The organism is Butyrivibrio sp. WCD3002 (assembly GCF_000424265.1).
GTDB lineage: Bacteria > Bacillota > Clostridia > Lachnospirales > Lachnospiraceae > Butyrivibrio.
In genome coordinates this window covers 1-21,493 of the sequence record NZ_AUJO01000030.1, presented here as the reverse complement: position 1 = coordinate 21,493, position 21,493 = coordinate 1, and the positions used below count along the sequence as shown (strand labels likewise).

The following is a 21,493-nucleotide window of genomic DNA, read 5'->3' as shown; positions in this document are numbered from 1 at the left end:
TTATGAGTCAGTATCTAGATTACATCATTTATGCAATTCGCACAATAATTCGTTTTGTCCCCCTAATCTTTTGTGTGAATTAACTGCAAGTTTAAAGAATGTTCATAATTTGTTAATAATTGGTTGTTATAATTTACAATGTGTTAAGGAATTAGTCCTCACACATGATACATTTTACATTAGCTCCGAAAGATAGATAAATTTTTTCATAATAGCCCGGGCGCCGAAAGGTGTCTGGGCACTCCTCATTAATGGGGTTATTCTATGTCCTGAGTATTGACAGACTGAATCTCCTCATTAAGAGTAAGCATTCTCTCATCCAGTTCGGACACAATCTTGGCGCACTCGAATAACTGGGCTTTAATATTGGCAGGCGCCTTAGATTCGAATTTGTACTGAATCTTATGCTCGAGACTCGCCCAAAAGTCCATAGCTACAGTACGAATCTGCACTTCAACCTTAACATCAGCCATTCTGTCAGAAAGATATACAGGAACAGCAAGTATCATATGATAGCTTCTGTATCCGCTTGTCTTAGGATTCATAATGTAATCCTTGATAGTAAGTACTTTTATATCTCTCTGATTACTGATCATATCGGCAATTCTGTATATATCCGACGTAAAAGAACAGATTATACGAATACCCGCAATATCATTTACGTACTTGATCATATTCTCAAGGGTAGACTCATAGCCATGTCTTCTGAGCTTTTTAACTATGCTCTCCGGCGTCTTGATCCTAGACTTTATATGTTCAATGGGATTATATCTGTGAACCTCCTGAAACTCATCATTTAGAATTTCAAGCTTGGTATTTATCTGTTTAAGCGCTGAATTATATAGAAGACTTACTTCTTCCCAACTTTTTATATCTCCATCCGATAATCTGGTATCCATATTTCCCCCTCTGCCTAACAAAGGTCTTATTTCCAGTAAGACTTATTCATAGAACACGCCTTAACAAGGTTCATGGGTAACTTTTTGTAATTCCTTCCAAGCTTATAGCCAAGCAGTCTGAATGCGCACATGATCACATAATCAGGTACCAGGTAAAACTTGCCGATATGCCTGAAATGTCTTATAGTATCGCGGACCATACGCTTTCCCTCTGACTCAGATTTGATCCCTGAAAAGATTTCGGGATGATCTGTCTGAGAAACACCGAGGTCAAAATTTCTGTGAAACTGCTGCATATAGGAGTAATTATGTGAATGTATCACACCTGCCTCAGGCACATAACAAATTGCATAGCCCTGATACATTGCATTGCCGGCAAACACCATATCTTCATTAAAAATAGCTCTGTGCAAAAAGCCTCCGACCTTGTCAAAAACATCTCTCCTATACATAGCACATACATTGGAGCAGAAAAATGTTTTAATACCAAGTCTCGGCAGATCCTTAATCGTCTTGCGCGTTGCTTCCGTGGGATAATTGAATTTTCTTGAATACCTCTCTGCAAGGTTACAATCTGCCTTTGGATACTGTCTCGCGTAGGCCGCTGCCACTCCCGGGTCCTGCAGCGCATTTACAAGGTGCGAAACAAGAGCATTATCCCTCGGAATCGCATCCTGGGTTATCATCAAAAAGAAATCTGCATCTGAAAGACTAACGCCAAGATTCCTGGTATTGCCATGATCAAACTCAGACTTATCAATATGTCTGACTACTATATTTCCATATTTAGCCACCGTATCCACTATTGCAGCACGTTCAACAAAGTATCTTTTCTCGGTGTTGATAATAATGATCTTATTTACGGCATAGGCCTGCTTTTCAAGCTCATCAATCAGCATTGAAAACTCAGGACCAGGCTTATATGAAGGTATTATTACATCTACTTTTTGCATATTATTCCTAACGTTATAAAAGGCCCCGGCTAATCCGGGGCCCAAAACTATCTGCCACTTATTCGCCGATATATTCACTGACATCAGCGGCTATCTTAGAACTGTATTCCTGAACGCTTGATGAAACTTCGTATTCTGTATCATCAAACAGGAAATTGTGAAGCCACTGTACATTAGAAGCAAGTGTTACAGGAAGTACACAGCTGCCCTTCTTGCCCATTGTTCCGGTAGTACGCATATCTGCTGTCGGGAATCCATCGTTTGCAACAACATTATATTTGGTTACATTTCCCAATAATCCGATTATATCCTGAAGATCAAATGAAGTATATGTCTCACCAAATACTTTGCCGGCAATATTCTCAAGCTCTGAGGGGCTTGCTGTCTTTGCCTTATCAAGAATTGCCATAAGAACGGTTCTCTGTCTCTCCGCTCTTCGGAAATCATCTCCGGCTGTATATCTGATTCGGCAATAAGCTGTTGCCTGAAGACCATCCAGAGTCTGAAGTCCTACCTCCGTAACAGGTGTGTACTTCATTCCAAGCTCTTCAGCCATTGTGGACTGGTAATTGTTAAGGTGAGTAATCTCACTCTCTTCTACATTGATCTGAACACCGCCAAGCTCATTAACAACATCTGTAAGTCCACCAAAACCGATTGTTACGAAATCAGTGATATCCATGTCAAGGTTCATGTTCAGCATGGATATAGCCTGCTCGGGACCGCCTGTAGCATAGGCTGTATTACATTTATTGTAAGAATCGTTACTGAGATTAAGATAAGTATCTCTGTAAACTGAAACAAGCTTTACTTCGTTAGTTTCATTATTAATAGATGCGATAATAATGGTATCACTTCTGGTCTTTTTATCGAGCTCACCCTCACGGGAATCCACACCAAATAATGCGATATTCCTGTATCCGGTCATCTCCTCATTCTCCTCGACACCGCTGTTTACACTGCTGGCGATTACTTCTTCATCGAGGTTAATCTTTCCTACTTTATCAACCTTCATTCTTCCGAATAAAGTCCAAACTACAAAAAGCAGAATTAACAGTACAACTACTTCTACTCCCAAGATGATAAATGCCTTCTTGGTATTCTTCCTGCCTCTTCTTCTCCTGCGCCCGTCGGCACCACGCTTCGACATGTCAGTATAATCTCCTTTATAGTTGATATTCCACTGACCTATTTTGCCACAAAACGACAAATTATACAAGTCGAAGAGACTCAATAAGCATTCTTATTAACAAAGCCATGGAAAAAGGTTCCAAGCAATATTCTTAAATCAAATTCGAAGGTCCAGTTCTCTATATAATATATGTCATATTCGATACGTTTTCTTATGGAGGTGTCACCTCTGTAGCCGTTGATCTGAGCCCATCCGGTTATTCCTGGACGAACCTGATGCTTAACCATGTATCTTGGAATTTCACCTTTAAACTTCTCAACAAACTGAGGTCTTTCAGGTCTTGGCCCTATCAGGGACATATCTCCGATAAGGACATTGAAAAACTGAGGCATCTCATCAATACTCGTTTTTCTTAAAAATCTTCCGATTTTTGTAACTCTCGGATCATCCTTGGTAGTCCAGCCCTTTTTCTCAGCCTTCTCTGACTGGCATTCCATGGTACGGAACTTGTACATCATGAAAGGTCTTCCATGAAGACCGACTCTCTCCTGCTTGAAGATAATAGGACCGGGACTTGAAAGCTTTACTGCTATAGCCGCAAAAAGCATAGCCGGCGAAAACAGTATGATCGCTATCAAAGAACCAATGATATCTGTCAGCCTTTTCACGATAACATTAAAACCATTTGTAAGAGGAACATATCTGATATTGATGACAGGCAGTCCAAGAATATCCTCTGTATAGGGATTACTCGGGAAAAGGCTTGTGTAATCAGGTATGAACTTGGTGTGCACACCGGATCTCTCACAGATTGCAACCAATTCCTCAAGCTTGTCGTATCTGTCCAAAGGAAGAGTAATGGTGATCTCATCATATTCATTGGCACTTAAGTACCTAGAAAGCATATCTATCTCACCGATAACCTTAACACCGTGATAGCTGGTACCAATTGGAACCATATCGTCAAGGATTCCGCTGACTACGTATCCCCACTGAGGATTGCTGTTGATCCTGCTGATATAGCCCTCAGCTGAACGGGAATAGCCAATAAGCAGGATATGCTTAAGGTTATAACCTCTTTTTCTGATATATCTTAAGATTTTTCTCAATAAAATTCTTGAAAGACTGGTGAAAACAACATTCAGCACAAAGAAATACCCGATCATGAAACGGGAGAAATGTGCCTGCTTGATCATATACAAGATAACGAAGAAACCTGTTACACCAATACTGTTAGCCAGAAGGATACTATAGAGCTCGTAACGCATCTTGGTGGCACGTCTGGGTGTATAAAGATTGAACATACTATATAAAACAAGATATGCGGGTACCAAAAAATAGAGGGCAGTAAAATATGTCCCCATAGATAAGTAACCCACATCCGGAGCGACGTTGGCAAACACTGACTCAAATCTCAAATACCATGCCAGTATATAAGAACCAGCTACTATAAATCCGTCCCCAATAATATGAATTCTATTCAGATTTGTCTGGTTGTCTTTAATCATATCAGATTTATTCTATACCAAATCACTCTGCAAGTCTACGAATACAGTTAACAAGTAGCTCGGCTTCAAGTATGAAATAATTACCGAGGTTACCGGGTGAAAATGGCACCTTTCTGTCTGAATGCTTAATTATCTTCTTTACTCCCATTAAAAGGCCCTTTGCGTAAGACATGCCAAGACCTTTTCTGGCAAAATACACCTGTTTAATAATAACACCTAATATCAAAAGTGGCAGATTAAAAATCAGCTGAAGCAGAGGCATGTTTTTGTATATAAAATACAGATTGTTGGATGCCGTGAGCTCCTCTTTAAATGTATTGTATCTTGAACCGCTGGTGCCGCTTCCGGCATGATAAACTATTGCAGAAGGTTCCATTAGATTCTTATAGCCATATATCCTTGCCCTGTAGCCGATATCCACATCTTCAAGATAGCAAAAATGAACTTCATCGAAATATCCTATTTCCTCAAATACAGATTTTCTGTAGATGGCTGCCCCGGCACAGGCTGTGGTAACAGCACACCTCTTTGAATAGCTCTTGCTATTTTTGTCTCTGGCAGGAGAAAAAGCCCATCCAAGAGCGCAATATAGATCACCGGCATCATCGATGACTTCCGGATTCTTCATTGAGAGCATCTTGGCACCTACGGAAAATATATTCTTATGTGATTCTATAGTATGGACAAGCCTCTCCGTCATACGCTCTTCGCAAACAGTATCATTATTAAGCAGTAAAACATATTCGGAATCAGCTGCTTTTATTCCTACATTCACCGCATTTGCAAAGCCGGTATTCTCATTAAGTTCCTTGAATATTATCTCCGGATATCTTCCGGGCTTACGTTCAGCCATAGCCTTAACAGCATCCACCGATCCGTCATCAGAGCCATTATCCACTATGATAACAGGTGCCTGCATTGTCTGCTTGCCAAGGCTTCTCAAACAGTCGTCCAGATACTTTTTCCCGTTGTAATTTGGAATAACAATAGTTACTTTACTTTGCAAAATACTTCCTCACTTTATATGATGGTCTCATACTGCGGATCCCAAAGCAGCTTATATCCCATCTTTCTGACAGCCTGGCCAAAGAGTATACATTTCCTTCTTATCTCTTCCTCATCCCCGATGCCGCTAAATACCACCTGATTTCCATTAAGGGTATCCTGATAAGGTACGCCAAAAATCTGCTCATATAGCTCTGACAGCTCAGGCCTTATCCTCATACAACGAAGGTCAACTGCATCCGTATCCTGTTGAAGTACGGCTCTGTGCTGGAAGCCGCCGCTGTAATTCTTGGGAAGGTTATCAAATCTAACCTTTCCGCTGTCTCTGTAATTTCCGCCCTTGATAAGCCCCCTGCGATCAAGGAGTCTTCCACCGATAACTCCCACATCTTTCCTGGCCTCGAAGATGTCAGCTTTGTATTCTACTCTATAAAAGCCTACATGCTTCAAATGGCTTACCGATGCATTAATCTTATTATTATCCAAAAAGTCCTTAACCGCTTTTCTTCCTGCCTCATAAGCATAGGTTTTGCTCTGTGGATTGGCAGAGGTTGAAGCATCGTGGCTCCTCCAGTGATATAGCACCTTCGGGATATGAATTATCTGCCTTGAAGCAGTAGGACTCCACATGGTATCACCGATAGCTCTCAGGAAAAGATCATAGTCCTGTGCTCCGTCATATTTATCCCTGAATCTTGTCTGAAACATAACATCTGCACGGATTGTTGTAAAATGACAGATGTAATTGTTCGAAAGAAACATATCTGCGTTAAATGACGGTTTTTTATGGTGCTGGAAAAAATTCTTTCCTTCAGCATCACACTTATCCTCATCAGAAAAAATGAGCTTGGGATAACTTCTGATGGCCGTTATTGCCACCTCGCATAATGCATCCGGCGTTATCGTATCATCGTGATCAAGTAGCGATATGTAATCACCCCTTGCTATATCCAAAGCCGCATTTGTGTTCTCTGATATTCCACCATTGGTCTTAAGTCTTAGGTATTTAATTCTTCCGTCAGTCTCAGCATATTCCGCAATAGTCTTCATAAGAGGATATACCTGCAAAAGCTTGTCTCCCTTTTGACGGTTAACCGGTGCTTCAGCCAGTATCAGCTCCCATTTTCCATAGGTCTGATTTCTCACTGATTCTATCATCTCACGAAGAAATTCCTTATCAGTGTTATAGCAGGGTACAAGTATACTTATCAGCGGAAGCTTTATTGACTTAGATGAATCATTCAATATCGAGCGATACCATTTCCTTTGCTTCTCCAGTTCCTCCTCGGAAACCGGTTCAAATTTGTAATTATCTGCTCTCTGGTCATGAAGTCTCTCAGCCGCTGCTACTACAGCACCTGATATGCCATTTCTTCTGGCGTATGAAATTGTCTTCTTTATATTATTAAACATGGCAACATTATACATGAAAAATAGAGCTGTCGCGATAGGCAGCTCTATTTTATGGGCTTTTGTTATCTATTATTTCTCAATCAGTGCTTTTACAGCTGCTGTAAGCTCTTCCTGCTTCTGGTCAGCATCCTCAAGGCTGCTTCCCTTAACACCCATGTAGAACTTAATCTTGGGCTCTGTACCTGAAGGACGTGCACAGCACCATGAGTCATTATCAAGTGCAAAATAGAGAACGTTCGATGAAGGAAGTCCGGTCTTACCCTTCTCGCCTGTAGCAGGGTTAACAGTCTCACCTGTCTTGTAATCACGGAACTCTTCTACTGTCCACTTACCAAAGGTCTTGGGAGGATCATTTCTAAGCTTATCCATAAGTGCTGCGATTTCCTTAGCACCCTCGATACCCTTCATTGTGATTGAATACTGACCCTCTTTGTAATAACCGTAGTCTTCATACATCTCAATCATTGCATCCCAGAGAGTCTTACCTGCCTTCTTGCAGAATGCTGCAACCTCGCAAAGCATCATAACTGCAACGATAGCATCCTTATCACGGGCATGTGTACCTGCAAGGCATCCATAGCTCTCCTCGAGTCCAAATACATAATTGTATTCCTGATTGTTCTCCTCAAAGAGCTTTATCTGCTCGCCAATATACTTAAATCCTGTAAGAACCTCGATATAGTGAAGTCCATACTTCTCAGCTACTCTTCTGGCCATATTTGTGGTAACGATTGTTGTAACAAAAGCAGGTCTTTCAGGCATTGTACCTGTTGCCTGTCTCTCACGAAGGATATATTCACCGATCAGCATTCCTGACATATTACCTGTGAAAGGAATGTATTCGCCGGTCTTCGTATCCTTAGCATAAACACCAAGTCTGTCAGCATCAGGATCAGTTGCAAGAACGATATCTGCATCCTTCTCCTTTGCAAGCTCAAGTGCAAGCTTAAATGCCTTGGGATCCTCAGGATTAGGATAATCAAGAGTTGTGAACTCAGGATCCGGAAGCTCCTGCTCAGGAACAATATAAACATTTTTGAATCCAAGCTCAGCAAGGACTCTCTTAACGGGAACAAGACCTGTTCCATGGAAAGGAGTATAAACAACGGTAAGCTTTTCAGCCATTTCCTTAATAGCATCAAGGTGGATGATCTGCTTCTTAAGCTCTACCATATATGCATCATCGATGTCCTTACCTATTACCTCATAAAGACCAGCCTTCATGGCATCTTCCTTGGACATGGTCTTAACATCATTGTAGTCTGTGATAGCCTTAACCTCGTCTATGATTCCTGTATCATGTGGAGGTGTTACCTGTGCGCCATCCTCCCAATATGCCTTGTATCCATTATATTCAGGCGGATTGTGGCTGGCAGTTACCATAACGCCGGCTATACATCCAAGCTTTCTAAGTGCAAATGAAAGCTCGGGAGTAGGTCTGAGCTCATCAAAAACATATGCCTTGATTCCGTTTGCAGCAAGACATCTTGCAGTCTCATCTGCAAATTCAGGTGAAAATCTACGGCAGTCATAAGAAATGGCAACGCCTCTCTTTGCGCCATCAGCGCCTCCGTTTTTCTTGATATAATTAGCAAGTCCCTGAGTAGCCTTACGAACAACGTACTTGTTCATACGGTTAGTACCTGCTCCAATAACTCCTCTAAGTCCACCGGTACCAAACTCAAGTTCCTGATAAAATCTATCCTCTACTTCCTTCTCATCATTTCTGATGGCCAGAAGCTCCTGCTTTGTCTCATCGTCAAAGTAAGGATCATTTAACCAATATTCAAGCTGTTTTGTTGCGTCACTCATTCTTTTCCCTCCTTAAGAGCTAGATTTAATAATCTAATATATTAAGTAAAACACTATGAAGCCCAAATTTCAAGCATCGCGCAAACTGCTGTAGCCCTCCACATTAAGCGAAAAATCGCTTCTGTCCAATGAAAAATTCGGATTGTAGTAAGGGTCTCCGGCATCCAGAACCTCTTTCCACTTTGATCTGAAATGCTTTGACTCCTTTGCATATCTCTTTGCATTTTCACCTGCCAGATCAAGTCCTCTTGATGCAGATTCGTAATGATACATCTCAGCAAAAGGTGTAAAGATATTGAGATAACCGTTTTGACGTAATTTCAAGCAAAAATCTACGTCATTGAGTGATATCTCAAAGGATTCATCAAATCCGCCAACCTCATCATATTTCGCTCTGGAAACCATGAGACATGCTCCTGTAACAGCGGAGACATCTTGCGCATAACAAAGTCTTCCCATATAGCCCAGGTTCATTCCTTCCTGACCATAATGACAATGGCCTGCCGTTCTGTGAGCACCAAGTCTCAAAACTATACCGGCATGCTGAATTTTTCTGTTAGGGAAGTAAAGCTTTCCACCTACTGCTCCCACATCAGCTCTCTGAGCATACATCAGAAGCTCTTCCATCCAGTTAACAGTAATAACCTGGGTATCGTTATTCAAAAGAAGGATATAATCTCCCGTAGAATGCTTAACACCATAATTTACTACTGCAGAATAATTGAATGAAGGTCTTGTTCCGTCGGGATTCAGGTTGCTCGTATCTTCAAAATAATCAACAATCTTTACAACAGAGCTCATGGCACTGTTCATAAGATCATCATAATAAGCCCTTATCTCTTTGGACTTACTGCCGTTCTCCACAACAATTATCTCATAATTATCATAGGTTGACTTCTCATATATTGATGTAAGACAGCGCTTCAAATCCTCAAGATGCTCACAGGTTGGGATAATTATAGAAATCTTTGGCGTTCCCTCAACCTCATAGGCAATCTTAAATATTGTCTCAAAAGCTCTGGTGCTGGTTATCTTAAAATGATCGTAGCCATGGCGTCTTAAATGATCAGCCACAGCACCTCTTGCTGCATCAATGGCATAGCTCTTTGCGCTTATATCAGATGCCACACTACCTGCATGGGATCTCCAATAGTAAAGAAGCATTGGAACATGCACTATATTCTCTGCATTATCCGTAAGCCTCAGAATCATGTCGTGATCCTGGCTGCCATCAAACTTTGATCTGAAAAGCTCTGTTCCGTCAAGAAGTGATCTCTTAAACACACTAAAATGACAGATATAATTATTGGCTCTCAGATTATCCGGCGCATAATCAGGCTTAAAATGCATAGTAATCATGTGATCTATGCTCTTTCCGGAAAAAGTAGCCTCATCGCAATAGATGTAATCTGCGTTTTTCTCATTTATTGCTTTTACATAGTAGTACAAAACTTCAGGATGAAGGATATCATCATGATCGAGAAGACCGATGTATTCACCATTTGCAAGCTTTAAGCATTCATTGGTATTTCCTGAAATACCTGTATTTTCTTTAAGTCTGTGGTAAACAATACCGGTGTTTTCAACCTTGCCCTGCTTATTTCTGGAATCCTTCTGATATTCCTTAATTATGGTTTCAACATAGCCATGCTCAGCATCGGAACCGTCAGCAAGGCACAGCTGCCAGTTTACATAGGTCTGATTAAGCACAGACTCTATCATATCCCTAAGGAAATTCTCGGGAGTATTATAAAGAGGAACAAGAATGCTAATAAGAGGCATCTTATCAAAGGTCTCATTACGCTCAGCATTTATTCTCGCTTCATCAGGAAAGCTCTCTGTACCGTAATGTACCTTTGCCTTTCTCTCAATCTGCTTATACTTAACCTTTGCAATCACACCGCCGATCGAACCGGCATTTTTCAGACGGTCCTTCTGTCTTATCACAAAATGCATAGCATTTCTTGCGGGCTTGCTTGCCTTCCATATAGGATTGCCTTTAATCCTGTTAAGCTTAAATTCAAGCTCCTGATTTTTATCCTCAAGATCAGCTATCTTCTGCGCAAGATCGGCGCTTTTAAGCTTCTCCTTCTCATATGCGGTTTTATAGTCAAATTCGTTGTTTTCTGTCATTATACTTTCACCTTAAGTAGATTTGGTACCCAGTTGATCAGCTTAAGTCTTCCTGTCATATCCAGGGCAACCATTCCCAGCTGATAATATCCCGGTTTAAGCTTACCCTTGGCTATTCTCACCTTGTAGCCCGTGAGGTCAACGTCTATCTGATCCTGGAGTCTGAGCTTTATATCAGGTCTGTACCAGGTATACACAGGCGTACTGTAAACCATGGAGGATACAGGACGTGCATCTTCTTCAGTAACTTCAACCTGCCTTAGCACCAGTCTTCTGTCAAAAAATGCATTATCCGAGCCAATTACGAAGCAGTAACCCTTGATAAAGTAACCGCTTTCTGCATCACTCTCGCGAATGCCATACATCCAGTTATCCATGGTTCCGGCATACTCTACACCAAGACGCAGACATGCATCCTCTTTTGCCTCAGGATAACCACCATCATGCTCCTTTACGGGATGATAAGGTATATCCAGCACCGGCAGGAAATCCTCGCATGGGATAATAGCACTTATCGTCTCATCATCAGTGAGATATTTGCTATAAAATGGATCCTTGTTATAAAAACCGGGATGCCTTTTCATAAGAGTATCGTATTCCTTTGAAAGGCGCTCCATCTTCTTCATATCCAGCGTATCAAGGCCGCGACTCAGTGATTCATGGTGATACAGACTGATATGATTACAGCATACGTTGTAGTATCCATATTGATGGACACTATAGCACAGATCAACATCGTTGAAGGCCACAGGAAGCTCCTCCGGAAATCCCCCAACCTCGTTAAACTTCTCTCTGCTGAGCATCAGACATGCGCCTGTAGCCCCCATTAGATTATGAATGCCTCTGTTGAAGCCAAAATAATGTGACTTCTTATCATGCATTCTCTGAAGCTTGTGCACAGGACCAAGCCTTACATTGGTAATTCCCGCATGCTGAATAAGATCGGTATCCGGGTAAAGAAGCTTCGCTCCAACAACTCCAACATGGCGAAGCTGAGCCTGAGAAAGCATTTCCCTCATCCAGCCATCCTGTGTTACCTCTATATCATCATTCAGGAAAAGAAGATACTCTCCGCCTGAACGAGCCGCTCCTCTGTTACACATGTGGGAGAAATTAAAATCTTCCACTTTATACAGATATGTAATATTCGTTAAACCATTTATTTTGCTAATCGAATTTATGTAGGACCCGTATCTTACACGGTTATATGCACTGCTTCCGTTGTCCACCACTACGATCTCATACTTTATATTCTTCTCATGGGTGGTAGAAACAATTGATTTAAGGCACTGAAGCAAAATATCAGGATGATCCTTGGTAGGAATGATTATGCTGACAGTTGCCGGCTTAATAAGCATATGTCTTGAATTATGGAATCCTCTGCCATAAAAGACATCTGTATCCGCATTCCTGTGGAAAAGAATCTCATCTATGTGCCCGATAGGAAATTCCATGCCATTACGCTTACCAAAGGCTCTCTCCTCTATGGCAAGCATACAGAAAAGCACATCTGCAGAAAGCAAACTGGCTTCTCTTCCGACTGCTTCCGGTGTATTTTTCTTAACCCCGGAGGTTCCGCCCAGCATTTTAAGGGCATTTTCATATTCCTTAGTGGCAGACTCATAGGTATTTGCTCTGCAGGCAAATACGCTGCCTATGTAAAAAGCATTAAGATATGTATCAGGGGACCAGTCAGGTTTAAAATACGGATGTCCGTATTTACCATGGCCAACCATCTCATCCTCATCACCGTAAACCACGTTTATCTCAGGATGAGCCATAAAATAATTTCTTATATTATCGATAGCGTGTCCCGCAAGTTTACCCTTGGGACTTACAAAAATCAGAATTTTCTCCGCAGTTGCCGAAGGGTCAGACTCCCTCCATACACCGGTGTAGGAAACAACCTCGGTAACAAGCTGCAAACGGCCTGTAACCTCAGCTGCGGCACCGGTTGATACGGACATAGGGCGTTTTTCCCTCTTATGCTCCCAGATGTTATAAGCGTTCTTACACTCCTTAACCTTACTCTGGTAGTCCCTCTTTCTTTTAGTTATTAGAACTTTTTTGGCAACTTCCTTGAGCATTAACTTTCAGCCTGTCGGCTCCCCTTACTACTTTTTATCATGCAATATAATATCGCATCAGTCCTTTGAAAAAATCTTCCTCTTGATTTTGCCGAAGAACTCTTCCTTCTCCCCCTGCTTCTCTTCATCCGGTACCCTAAGAGAATCCTCAAGCGCAATGGCGCTTTCTTTCGGAATAAGAGTCATCATCATCGTCACCTTAAGATGATTCTCTCTCTTTTTCTCAATCTTACTATCCGCAAACCCAAACTCTATATTGGGATCATCTGTACCGAAAACTATACTGTCCTCTGAAATCCATGATCCGTTCGGGTGAATTGAAATATGAAGATCTCCCTCTTCAAGAGATACATCATTCCACAATACCTGCTTCAAGGTAACGATACAGGATGCAAAAGCAGGATCTATTCTGATATTTCCAACCTGATCATTACATTCAACATCAATAGTAACTGTATTGTGATCATCATATGTCTCCTCAGGGAAAATGGAATCATCTTCGCTGTATCCATCGCCCTCATCCACGTAAATCTGGATTTCCTCAGCGCTTCTGGCAGCATCGACACTTCCTGCAAGCTCCTTGGGAACGATGGCATTTCTGCCAATAAGCTTCCACATCTCAACCTGAGATTTGCGTCTTCCTGTAACATATTTCTGGAACTCAGCCTCTTCGCTCAGAAGATTCTTTATATCCTCATCCTTAAGTCCAAGCATCTCATACAAGGCCTTAACATCAAGCTTATCCCTGCTTCTGTCCTCAAGCTTGTAGCTGTAGAGGGCTCTAAAAGCAATCTCCTTGGCGGGAATGCATTTTCCGTAGGTCCACTCGTAATCAATAATTGTCCAGATAGGTCCGTTCACAAGAATATTAGGGAAGATAAGATCATAATCGGTAACGGGATAATCTTCTCTGTAACCTATTCTCCTTAAATATTCACGGAATAATGCATTAAATGAATCCATATCGTCTGATTCAAGACATGCATCAAAAAGAGCTGTCAGCGGTATGCCATTAACGTAAGAAAACATGGCACATCTGCTCTTCTCATCAAGCTGACAATCATTGACCTCAAGATCACCGCCTCTGTATTTCTCACGAAGTCCGTAATAAGCATCCTGCATTCCAAAAACATGCTCTATGGCAGCCTCATTAAGAGGATACTTCTTAATCAGCTTACGGCCGAGCTTATCAACCACAATATCGGTTCTGATCTTGAACTGATCAGCGCGGTCGTTGGAATACTTACAATACACCGTATCAAATCCGGGTCCTAAAATAACCTCGAAGGAATTGGCAAAATCCGGATACATTCCATCATGAATAAGACACTCGTAAGCTCTCTTTTCGTTAAAAAGAATCAATCTGTCTCTATCGTAATTTCGTACATTATCCTGCAATTCACCGTATTGCGGCAAATGATCATCGGAATGAAGTGCTGTCATAAGCTTGTAATCCGGATAAGGATAGTAGAAATGATAGTCATTCATGCCACATTTCTTGAAAATCCTGATAAGTCCGTTTCTTGTAAAGGTTCTTGCAACAGCATCCTTGGAATATCCTTCAATTCCTGAAAAATATGTTCCAAGATGATCCTCCTGTGCACCGGCAAAATACTTAAGGCCGGTCCTGTTTTCAATGGCAATTACAATTCGTCCGTTCTTCTTAAGGTGCTTTTTAAGCATAAGAAGGAAGTTCTCGTAGGGACTGTCCGTACCGATATAGCCCTGACCATATTCAAACACGCCAATAAGGAAGATAAAATCAAAATCTCCCGGAAGATCAGGCTCAATATCCCTGAAATTTCCAACGTGAATAGTGACATTGTCACACTCACTGTTTCTGGTGGCGTTAATCTCACTTCTGCGTCTTGAAAGATCGCAGGCAATAACCTCACCGGCTTTCTCTGAAAGCATACCTGTGATAGCGCCGCATCCCGCACCGACTTCAAGCACCTTTTCATTGCCCTTCATCGGAATCCATTCAACGATATTGCTTCTAAGCTCAGATAAATGATAAAGAATCGGCCAGCTGCCTTTTTTCTCTATAATTGCAGGATACTCTTCCTTTTTGTTCTTGCGCACAATATCAAAAATCTCGTTTTCGATAGGGCCATCACTGTAAAGATCTAGTCCTGCGTAATGCTTGTAATTTAGTTTTACATTCCCAATTAAAACTTCTTCCTGCATCTTTTAATCCCTTTTTGCATCCGTTACGCTAACCTCGGATTCCATATCGAAGAATCCTACGGTGTTTTTGTCAGATACCACTGTAATGTTCAGCGCATCATACAGACGATGATACACTACGAAATTATCCTGCTCAAATCCGGTAACTCCGAAGGATACCAGATATTCTCCTCCCTGCAGGAGCATTCTCTGTTTGAATACAATCTCCTTCTCATCTCCTGCCTTAACAGGCTCTAAGAAAGACTTCTCCACCATAGAGTTAGTGCCTGTAATCTCTATTCCAAGGATATTTTTAAAGGTAAAAGCAAAAATAGGAGCACTTACGTCCTGTAAAAACTTAACCTTCATGTGAATCTCAAACTCTGATCCCTTAATAACAGAATTCGTTCTGATTCCCTTAGAATCCAAGGCATAAAACTCAGTAATCCCCGCTGCGTTATTACCATATTCCAAAAGATCCGGATTCTCCGCCTTCTCAGCAGCCTCTCGGATATCCTCATCTTCGAGAAGTGACTTAAAATCATTCTCAGGCAGCGGGTACTGTCCCACCAGAACCTGCTTATAGATATCAATCATTTTCTTTGGTGTTCCTTCACCAAGAATCACACCTTTATTTAAAAGAACAGCCCTGTCACAATATCTGCTTATGGTAGAAAGATCATGTGACACGAAAAGGATGGTCTTTCCCTGCTCCTTAAATTCTTCAAACTTGTGGTAGCACTTTGCCTGGAAGAAAACATCTCCAACAGAAAGCGCTTCATCTACGATCAGTATCTCGGGATCAATGTTTATAGCAACGGCGAATGCCAGCCTTACAAACATACCGCTGGAGTAGGTCTTAACCGGCTGATAGACATAATCACCGATATCGGCAAACTCAAGAATCGCATCAAGACGTTTATCTATCTCCTCCTCGGAAAAACCGATCATCATTCCGTTGAGGTAGATATTATCAATTCCGTTGTATTCCAAATTAAAGCCTGCTCCAAGCTCAAGCAGTGCTGAAATATGTCCGTTTACCTGTACATCTCCTGATGTGGGTGAAAGAACTCCTGTGATGATCTTAAGAATTGTGGACTTTCCGGAGCCATTGGTTCCAATGATTCCTATGGTCTCTCCGCGCTTTACTTCAAGATTTACATGGTTAAGCGCCAGATGCTCCGTGTAACCCTGCTCCTTCATGAGGCCAAGCGCATCCTTAAGTCTGTCGGAATTCTTATTATATAATTTATACATTTTTGTAAGGTCAGTGACCTTAATCGCTATATCATTATCCATAAAGTAGTCTTTCCGTGCTACGTATTATCAAAGTACATCAGCAAATTGCGGTTTTGTCTTTTTAAAGATCACTGAACCTATACAGAACAAGGCCACAACCACTATCCAAAAATAAGTACTTGAATAGAAATGCTCAAAGAACCATTCATCGCCATAAACAGCATTCCTGTAGCCTTCAACAATATAGGTCATTGGATTAAGCTTAATAATCCACTTATACTTATCAAATCTATCTGCATTTATATTCCACAAAACAGGAGTAGCCCACTGACCCACCTGAAGGACAATAGCAAGAATCTGGGTAAGATCTCTGAAAAACACCACAACTGCACAGGTTGTGTAGCTTAGTGATAATACCAAGACAAACTCACAAATAGCATAGTAGAAAATCTGAATAGAATAAATTGTGGGATAATAGCCATACATGCATGCCACTATAAGCATTACCCCTGCAAAAAATACATGAATAAAAAGCGCAGCAATAATCTTTATTAAAGGAAGGATGCTTATCTTGAAAAGCACCTTTTTAACAAGATAATTGTACTCAAGAAGGGAAGTAGTGCCATTCATCCATGCTTCAGTAAAGAAAAACCAGGGTACAAGACCCGTAGTCAAAAATAAGACAAAAGGTACTTCCGTCCCGCCACCGGCCATCTGACCTTTCTGCGGCAAAAATACACTAAAAACAAACCAATACATCAAAACAGTGACCACCGGCTGTGCCAGTGCCCACACAACGCCCATATAAGAGCCGGCATATCTTTTTTTGAAATCATTTATAGCCAATCTTTTGATGAGCTTTCTGGAATTAAACAGCTCCACAGGAAGAACCATGAGCTTATCATACCAGACTGTAAACAATATCATCGACATCACGATGAGTATACATGCGCATATCTTCTTTAACATCTCTGTATGCTGGTCTGCAAGAGGATTGGTATGCAAGACGATTATCAGCATAAGAATAAGTGCCAGTGCGTAGAATATGCCAAGTCCAACCTGTTTTGGAAGCTCACTTATGATTGGCAGTTTCTCAGCTTTTCCTTTTGCCATTACTTAACTCCACGTTCCTTCTTGTAGTCAGCAAGTGTTCCCCACTTGGGATCCTTCTCAGACATGATAAGCTCTGATTCGTCCTCGTAAGGCCACTCGATTCCTATTTCAGGATCATTAAAGAGAATTCCGCCCTCATCATCGGGATGATAGAAATCAGAGCACTTGTATGCAAATTCTGCATAATCGGAAAGCACAAGGAAACCGTGTGCAAATCCCTTAGGAATATAAAACTGCTTCTTGTTTTCAGCAGAAAGTCTGACACCGAACCACTTTCCGAATGTCTTTGAGCCCTCTCTTAAATCAACAGCAACATCAAAAACCTCGCCGCTAACTACTCTTACAAGCTTATCCTGCGGGAAGTTCTTCTGAAAATGAAGGCCTCTGAGAACTCCCTTCTTTGATGCAGACTGATTGTCCTGAACAAACTCAACATCTATTCCTGCCTCTGTGAAATCCCTTTTTGAATAGGTTTCCATGAAATAGCCTCTGCTATCACCAAAAACCTGAGGCGTAATAACCTTAAGTCCCTCTATTTCACATGTTTCAACAGTAATCTTTCCCATTTATAATATATCCTCTCAAATTCAATTGCTTTCTTCAGCAGCCTCATCCGTAACATCTTCTGTGGTCTCATCTACAGCATCAGACTCTGAAGAGGTCGGTCTGTCCCTCGTTATGTCCTCGGGACTGGCCTCTATTCTGTCATCGCCTGTAACCTCATTATTCATGGGGTCATAAACATCCGTAGTTCTGTTTGACAATCCATCTTCTGAATTAGCAGGAACCGGAATATTATCAACAACTACCACCACAGACGGGCGCTGCTCGCTTTTATCAAAAAAATTATCAGATTTAAGAAATCCTTTCAGGTCATCTCCAATCTGCTCACCGGAGGATATGATATCGCTCTCATCTATATCCTCGTCCTCTGCGATTTCCTCTTCTACAGAACTGCCAAATTCATCTGCACCGATGAGCGCAGCAATCCTCTCCCTGTTAGCGGCATAAACAACGACACCAACAAGGACAACTGTAGTTATAATCGCCAGAATTGACAACCGATAAGCCTTAGAGTCCATTTGCTACCTCAACCAGATATTTACCGTAATCAGTCTTCATAAGAGGTTCAGCAAGCTTAAGAAGCTGCTCTCTATCGATAAAGCCTCTCTTGAAGGCTATCTCCTCGATACATGATACATAAAGTCCCTGCCTCTTCTGGAATGCACATACGAAATCAGCTGCATCAAGAAGAGAATCATGGTTACCTGTATCAAGCCACGCAAAGCCTCGTCCCATTGTCTCAACTCTGAGAGTTCCGCGGCGGAGATACTCGTTGTTAACACTTGTAATCTCAATCTCGCCTCTTGCGGAGGGCTTAACATTCTTAGCAATCTCAATTACGTCATTGTCATAGAAGTAAAGTCCGGGAACTGCGTAATTACTCTTGGGATGCTCGGGCTTCTCCTCGATGGAAAGTGCCTTGCCGTTCTCATCGAATTCAACAACGCCATATTCCCTGGGATCACGAACATAGTATCCGAAAATAGTAGCACCCTTATCTCTTGAAGCCACTTCTCTAAGGAGCTTACTAAAGCTCTGGCCATAGAAAATGTTATCTCCAAGAACAAGTGCAACACTGTCGCTGCCGATGAAGTTCTCACCGATGATGAATGCATCAGCAAGTCCTCTGGGCTCTTCCTGGATTGCATATGAAAAACTCATTCCAAGCTGCTCGCCTGTTCCGAAAAGATCTTCGAATATGGGCAGATCTCTGGGAGTAGAAATAATAAGAACCTCCCTGATGCCTGCAAGCATGAGCGTTGAAAGCGGATAATAAATCATGGGCTTGTCATAAACCGGCATGATCTGCTTTGATATCGCTCTTGTAAGAGGATAAAGTCTTGTTCCTGAGCCACCTGCCAAAATAATTCCCTTCATGGGCATAAACCTCCAAATTAAAATTGAAATTTAAATAATCGCAACAATTATATCATAAATTAGTACTTCTCCGCACTATCGCGAATTGTTCACAGTTCAGTTTATTTATTGTCGTTTTTTCGAACCTCATCTATAATAAACGGAGGTCTTTTTCTTGATTCCTCAAGAACTCTCCATATATATTCACCAAGAATACCAAGAGTCAGCATAATAACTCCCGATGCAAAAAGGATTACGCACATAAGTGACGCATATCCCAGAATAGGCGTTCCCGTTGTCAGCTTCTCATAGATAGCACTGATAATTCCCACAAATGCAAGAATGGCAAACAGCACTCCGCACATACTCATTACTCTTATGGGGAAATATGAAAAACTCATCATGGAATCCATAACCAACTTAAACTTCTTAGCGAAAGTCCAGCGTGATTTTCCGACTGTTCTGTCTTTTCTGTGGAAATAAACCTTGGCTGACTTAAAGCCAATCCACATTACCTGAAGAGTAAGAGATGAATTCTTCTCATCAAGCATCTCAATAACTTCAATAGCCTGTCTGTCTAAAAGATAACAGTCACAGCCGCCCTGCGGCATATCCTTATTGATGGTCTTCCTTACAAGCCAGTAGTACATGCCGGCAAAGAACTTCTTCATTGCTCCCTCATCTCTCTCAGATCTGATAGCAAGAACTACCTTATAGCCTTCCTTCCATTTCTCAAAAAGATCAAGTATAAGCGTGCTGTCTTCCTGAAGGTCAGCCTGCTTGGTTACGGCACAGTCACCGGTACATACAGAAAGTCCTGCAAGAATAGCGGCGTGCTCACCAAAATTCCTGGAAAGCCTTGTGCAGACAACATTCTCGTCCTTCTGGGCAATCTTGTTCATAATCTCCCAGGAATTATCTCCTGAACCATCATCAACAAAGACTATCTCGTATTCAGGAAGCTTATGGAGGATTTTCTCCTTCATGTCATCATAAAGCATCTCCAATGTATCTGAGTTGTAATACACAGGAACTACTATTGACAGTTTGCTCATAAAATATATTCTCTCCTATAACGCAAAAATAGAATTCCTCTACGGAATTCTGTTTTTAACACGTAAGGGGCTTATAGGGATTAGCCTAAAAGCCCCATGTTATCACTTAATTATCAAAGCTTGTTGCTGTACATATCCTCGTAATACTTCTGATAGTCACCGCTTGTAACATGCTCCATCCAGTCCTCATGTGCAAAGAACCATTTAATGGTCTTTCTGATACCTTCCTTGAACATGGTCTCAGGCTCCCAGCCTAAATCAGCCTTGATCTTGTCAGGTGCGATGGCATAACGACGATCGTGACCCTTTCTGTCCTCAACATATGTGATGAGGTCATAGGTGAGCTTCTCTTTTCTGGGATCGGAATCATCAAGAGATTCTCTGAGTACATCGATTATAGTCTGAACGATCTCGATGTTCTGCTTCTCATTATGTCCGCCGATGTTATAGGTCTCAAAGAGCTTACCCTGCTCCTGAACCATATCGATTGCCTTAGCATGATCTTCAACATACAGCCAGTCACGAACGTTCTTACCGTCACCATAAACGGGAAGTGCCTTACCCTCAAGTGCATTGTGGATCATGAGAGGGATAAGCTTCTCAGGGAACTGGTAAGGTCCATAGTTATTAGAGCAGTTCGTGATATTTGCAGGGAACTTATATGTATCCATATAAGCCTTAACAAGCATATCAGAGCTTGCTTTACTTGCTGAGTAAGGACTATGAGGATCATAAGGTGTTGTCTCATAGAAATATGCATTGGGATCATCCGGAAGTGAACCATATACTTCATCGGTACTTACATGAAGGAATTTCTTTCCCTCCTTGAAGCTGCCATCAGGAAGCTCCCATGCCTTCTTAGCTGCATTAAGCATTGTAGCTGTACCAAGTACATTGGTCTCTACAAAGATCTCAGGATTAACGATTGATCTGTCAACATGACTCTCAGCCGCAAAGTGAACTACGCGGTCAATATCGTTCTCCTCAAAAATCTTGTTTATAGCATCTCTGTCACAGATATTTGCCTTGACAAAGGTGTAATTGTCTCTATCCTCTAC

At 41.5% G+C, this 21,493-nt stretch carries 17 protein-coding genes; all 17 read right to left on the bottom strand.

Going from position 1 to position 21,493, the window contains the following annotated elements:
- Positions 1–257: 257 nt before the first annotated feature.
- The gene (locus G608_RS0116335) at positions 258–899 is read right to left on the bottom strand and encodes a GTP pyrophosphokinase (RefSeq protein ID WP_026496911.1); all 642 of its coding nucleotides are present in this window, start codon (positions 897–899) and stop codon (positions 258–260) included.
- Positions 900–925: 26 nt separating this feature from the next.
- Positions 926–1,852, bottom strand: coding sequence for a glycosyltransferase family 2 protein (locus tag G608_RS0116330; RefSeq protein ID WP_026496910.1), 927 nt, complete (start codon positions 1,850–1,852; stop codon positions 926–928).
- 58 nt (positions 1,853–1,910) lie between these two features.
- A complete protein-coding gene (locus G608_RS0116325) occupies positions 1,911–3,002 on the bottom strand; it encodes an LCP family protein (protein WP_026496909.1) in 1,092 nt (363 codons plus the stop codon).
- 80 nt (positions 3,003–3,082) lie between these two features.
- Entirely contained in the window at positions 3,083–4,492 is a 1,410-nt protein-coding gene (locus G608_RS0116320) for an undecaprenyl-phosphate glucose phosphotransferase (RefSeq protein WP_026496908.1), read from the bottom strand.
- Positions 4,493–4,514: 22 nt separating this feature from the next.
- Positions 4,515–5,498 carry a glycosyltransferase family 2 protein gene (locus G608_RS0116315; RefSeq protein ID WP_026496907.1) on the bottom strand — a complete coding sequence of 328 codons (984 nt, stop codon included), beginning with the start codon at positions 5,496–5,498 and terminating at the stop codon, positions 4,515–4,517.
- Between the two features lie 14 nt (positions 5,499–5,512).
- Positions 5,513–6,910 (bottom strand): glycosyltransferase family 2 protein, encoded by a 1,398-nt coding sequence (locus G608_RS21575; RefSeq protein WP_196810230.1) that lies wholly within the window; start codon positions 6,908–6,910, stop codon positions 5,513–5,515.
- 69 nt (positions 6,911–6,979) lie between these two features.
- Positions 6,980–8,722: a phospho-sugar mutase gene (locus G608_RS0116305; protein ID WP_026496906.1), complete on the bottom strand. Its 1,743-nt coding sequence runs from the start codon at positions 8,720–8,722 to the stop codon at positions 6,980–6,982.
- Between the two features lie 69 nt (positions 8,723–8,791).
- Positions 8,792–10,855, bottom strand: a complete 2,064-nt coding sequence (locus tag G608_RS0116300) for a glycosyltransferase family 2 protein (protein ID WP_035795992.1) — start codon at positions 10,853–10,855, stop codon at positions 8,792–8,794.
- Complete coding sequence (locus G608_RS0116295; protein ID WP_026496904.1) at positions 10,855–12,942, bottom strand: glycosyltransferase family 2 protein; 2,088 nt, start codon at positions 12,940–12,942, stop codon at positions 10,855–10,857. The genes G608_RS0116300 and G608_RS0116295 overlap by 1 nt, the downstream gene beginning before the upstream one ends.
- A 57-nt stretch (positions 12,943–12,999) precedes the next feature.
- Positions 13,000–15,129: a class I SAM-dependent methyltransferase gene (locus G608_RS22995; RefSeq protein ID WP_081677473.1), complete on the bottom strand. Its 2,130-nt coding sequence runs from the start codon at positions 15,127–15,129 to the stop codon at positions 13,000–13,002.
- 3 nt (positions 15,130–15,132) lie between these two features.
- Positions 15,133–16,407 carry an ABC transporter ATP-binding protein gene (locus G608_RS0116285; protein WP_026496903.1) on the bottom strand — a complete coding sequence of 425 codons (1,275 nt, stop codon included), beginning with the start codon at positions 16,405–16,407 and terminating at the stop codon, positions 15,133–15,135.
- Positions 16,408–16,434: 27 nt separating this feature from the next.
- The gene (locus G608_RS0116280) at positions 16,435–17,460 is read right to left on the bottom strand and encodes an ABC transporter permease (RefSeq protein ID WP_026496902.1); all 1,026 of its coding nucleotides are present in this window, start codon (positions 17,458–17,460) and stop codon (positions 16,435–16,437) included.
- Positions 17,460–18,026 carry a dTDP-4-dehydrorhamnose 3,5-epimerase gene (gene rfbC, locus G608_RS0116275; RefSeq protein WP_026496901.1) on the bottom strand — a complete coding sequence of 189 codons (567 nt, stop codon included), beginning with the start codon at positions 18,024–18,026 and terminating at the stop codon, positions 17,460–17,462. The genes G608_RS0116280 and rfbC overlap by 1 nt, the downstream gene beginning before the upstream one ends.
- A gap of 21 nt (positions 18,027–18,047) precedes the next feature.
- On the bottom strand, positions 18,048–18,542 hold the full coding sequence (locus G608_RS0116270) for a hypothetical protein (protein ID WP_026496900.1): 495 nt from the start codon (positions 18,540–18,542) through the stop codon (positions 18,048–18,050).
- Positions 18,532–19,401 carry a glucose-1-phosphate thymidylyltransferase RfbA gene (gene rfbA, locus G608_RS0116265; protein ID WP_026496899.1) on the bottom strand — a complete coding sequence of 290 codons (870 nt, stop codon included), beginning with the start codon at positions 19,399–19,401 and terminating at the stop codon, positions 18,532–18,534. The genes G608_RS0116270 and rfbA overlap by 11 nt, the downstream gene beginning before the upstream one ends.
- Positions 19,402–19,502: 101 nt before the next feature.
- Positions 19,503–20,435 (bottom strand): glycosyltransferase family 2 protein, encoded by a 933-nt coding sequence (locus G608_RS0116260; RefSeq protein WP_026496898.1) that lies wholly within the window; start codon positions 20,433–20,435, stop codon positions 19,503–19,505.
- A 113-nt stretch (positions 20,436–20,548) separates the two neighbouring features.
- Positions 20,549–21,493 (bottom strand): dTDP-glucose 4,6-dehydratase (gene rfbB, locus G608_RS0116255; protein ID WP_026496897.1); only part of this gene is annotated, 945 nt, incomplete at its 5' end.

What these genes read in the sequence shown, in the direction of transcription:
- G608_RS0116335 (WP_026496911.1), bottom strand. Translation starts at nt 899, where the DNA reads ATGGATACCAGATTATCGGATGGAGATATAAAAAGTTGGGAAGAAGTA.
- G608_RS0116330 (WP_026496910.1), bottom strand. Translation starts at nt 1,852, where the DNA reads ATGCAAAAAGTAGATGTAATAATACCTTCATATAAGCCTGGTCCTGAG.
- G608_RS0116325 (WP_026496909.1), bottom strand. Translation starts at nt 3,002, where the DNA reads ATGTCGAAGCGTGGTGCCGACGGGCGCAGGAGAAGAAGAGGCAGGAAG.
- G608_RS0116320 (WP_026496908.1), bottom strand. Translation starts at nt 4,492, where the DNA reads ATGATTAAAGACAACCAGACAAATCTGAATAGAATTCATATTATTGGG.
- G608_RS21575 (WP_196810230.1), bottom strand. Translation starts at nt 6,910, where the DNA reads ATGTTTAATAATATAAAGAAGACAATTTCATACGCCAGAAGAAATGGC.
- G608_RS0116305 (WP_026496906.1), bottom strand. Translation starts at nt 8,722, where the DNA reads ATGAGTGACGCAACAAAACAGCTTGAATATTGGTTAAATGATCCTTAC.
- G608_RS0116300 (WP_035795992.1), bottom strand. Translation starts at nt 10,855, where the DNA reads ATGACAGAAAACAACGAATTTGACTATAAAACCGCATATGAGAAGGAG.
- G608_RS0116295 (WP_026496904.1), bottom strand. Translation starts at nt 12,942, where the DNA reads ATGCTCAAGGAAGTTGCCAAAAAAGTTCTAATAACTAAAAGAAAGAGG.
- G608_RS22995 (WP_081677473.1), bottom strand. Translation starts at nt 15,129, where the DNA reads ATGCAGGAAGAAGTTTTAATTGGGAATGTAAAACTAAATTACAAGCAT.
- G608_RS0116285 (WP_026496903.1), bottom strand. Translation starts at nt 16,407, where the DNA reads ATGGATAATGATATAGCGATTAAGGTCACTGACCTTACAAAAATGTAT.
- G608_RS0116280 (WP_026496902.1), bottom strand. Translation starts at nt 17,460, where the DNA reads ATGGCAAAAGGAAAAGCTGAGAAACTGCCAATCATAAGTGAGCTTCCA.
- rfbC (WP_026496901.1), bottom strand. Translation starts at nt 18,026, where the DNA reads ATGGGAAAGATTACTGTTGAAACATGTGAAATAGAGGGACTTAAGGTT.
- G608_RS0116270 (WP_026496900.1), bottom strand. Translation starts at nt 18,542, where the DNA reads ATGGACTCTAAGGCTTATCGGTTGTCAATTCTGGCGATTATAACTACA.
- rfbA (WP_026496899.1), bottom strand. Translation starts at nt 19,401, where the DNA reads ATGAAGGGAATTATTTTGGCAGGTGGCTCAGGAACAAGACTTTATCCT.
- G608_RS0116260 (WP_026496898.1), bottom strand. Translation starts at nt 20,435, where the DNA reads ATGAGCAAACTGTCAATAGTAGTTCCTGTGTATTACAACTCAGATACA.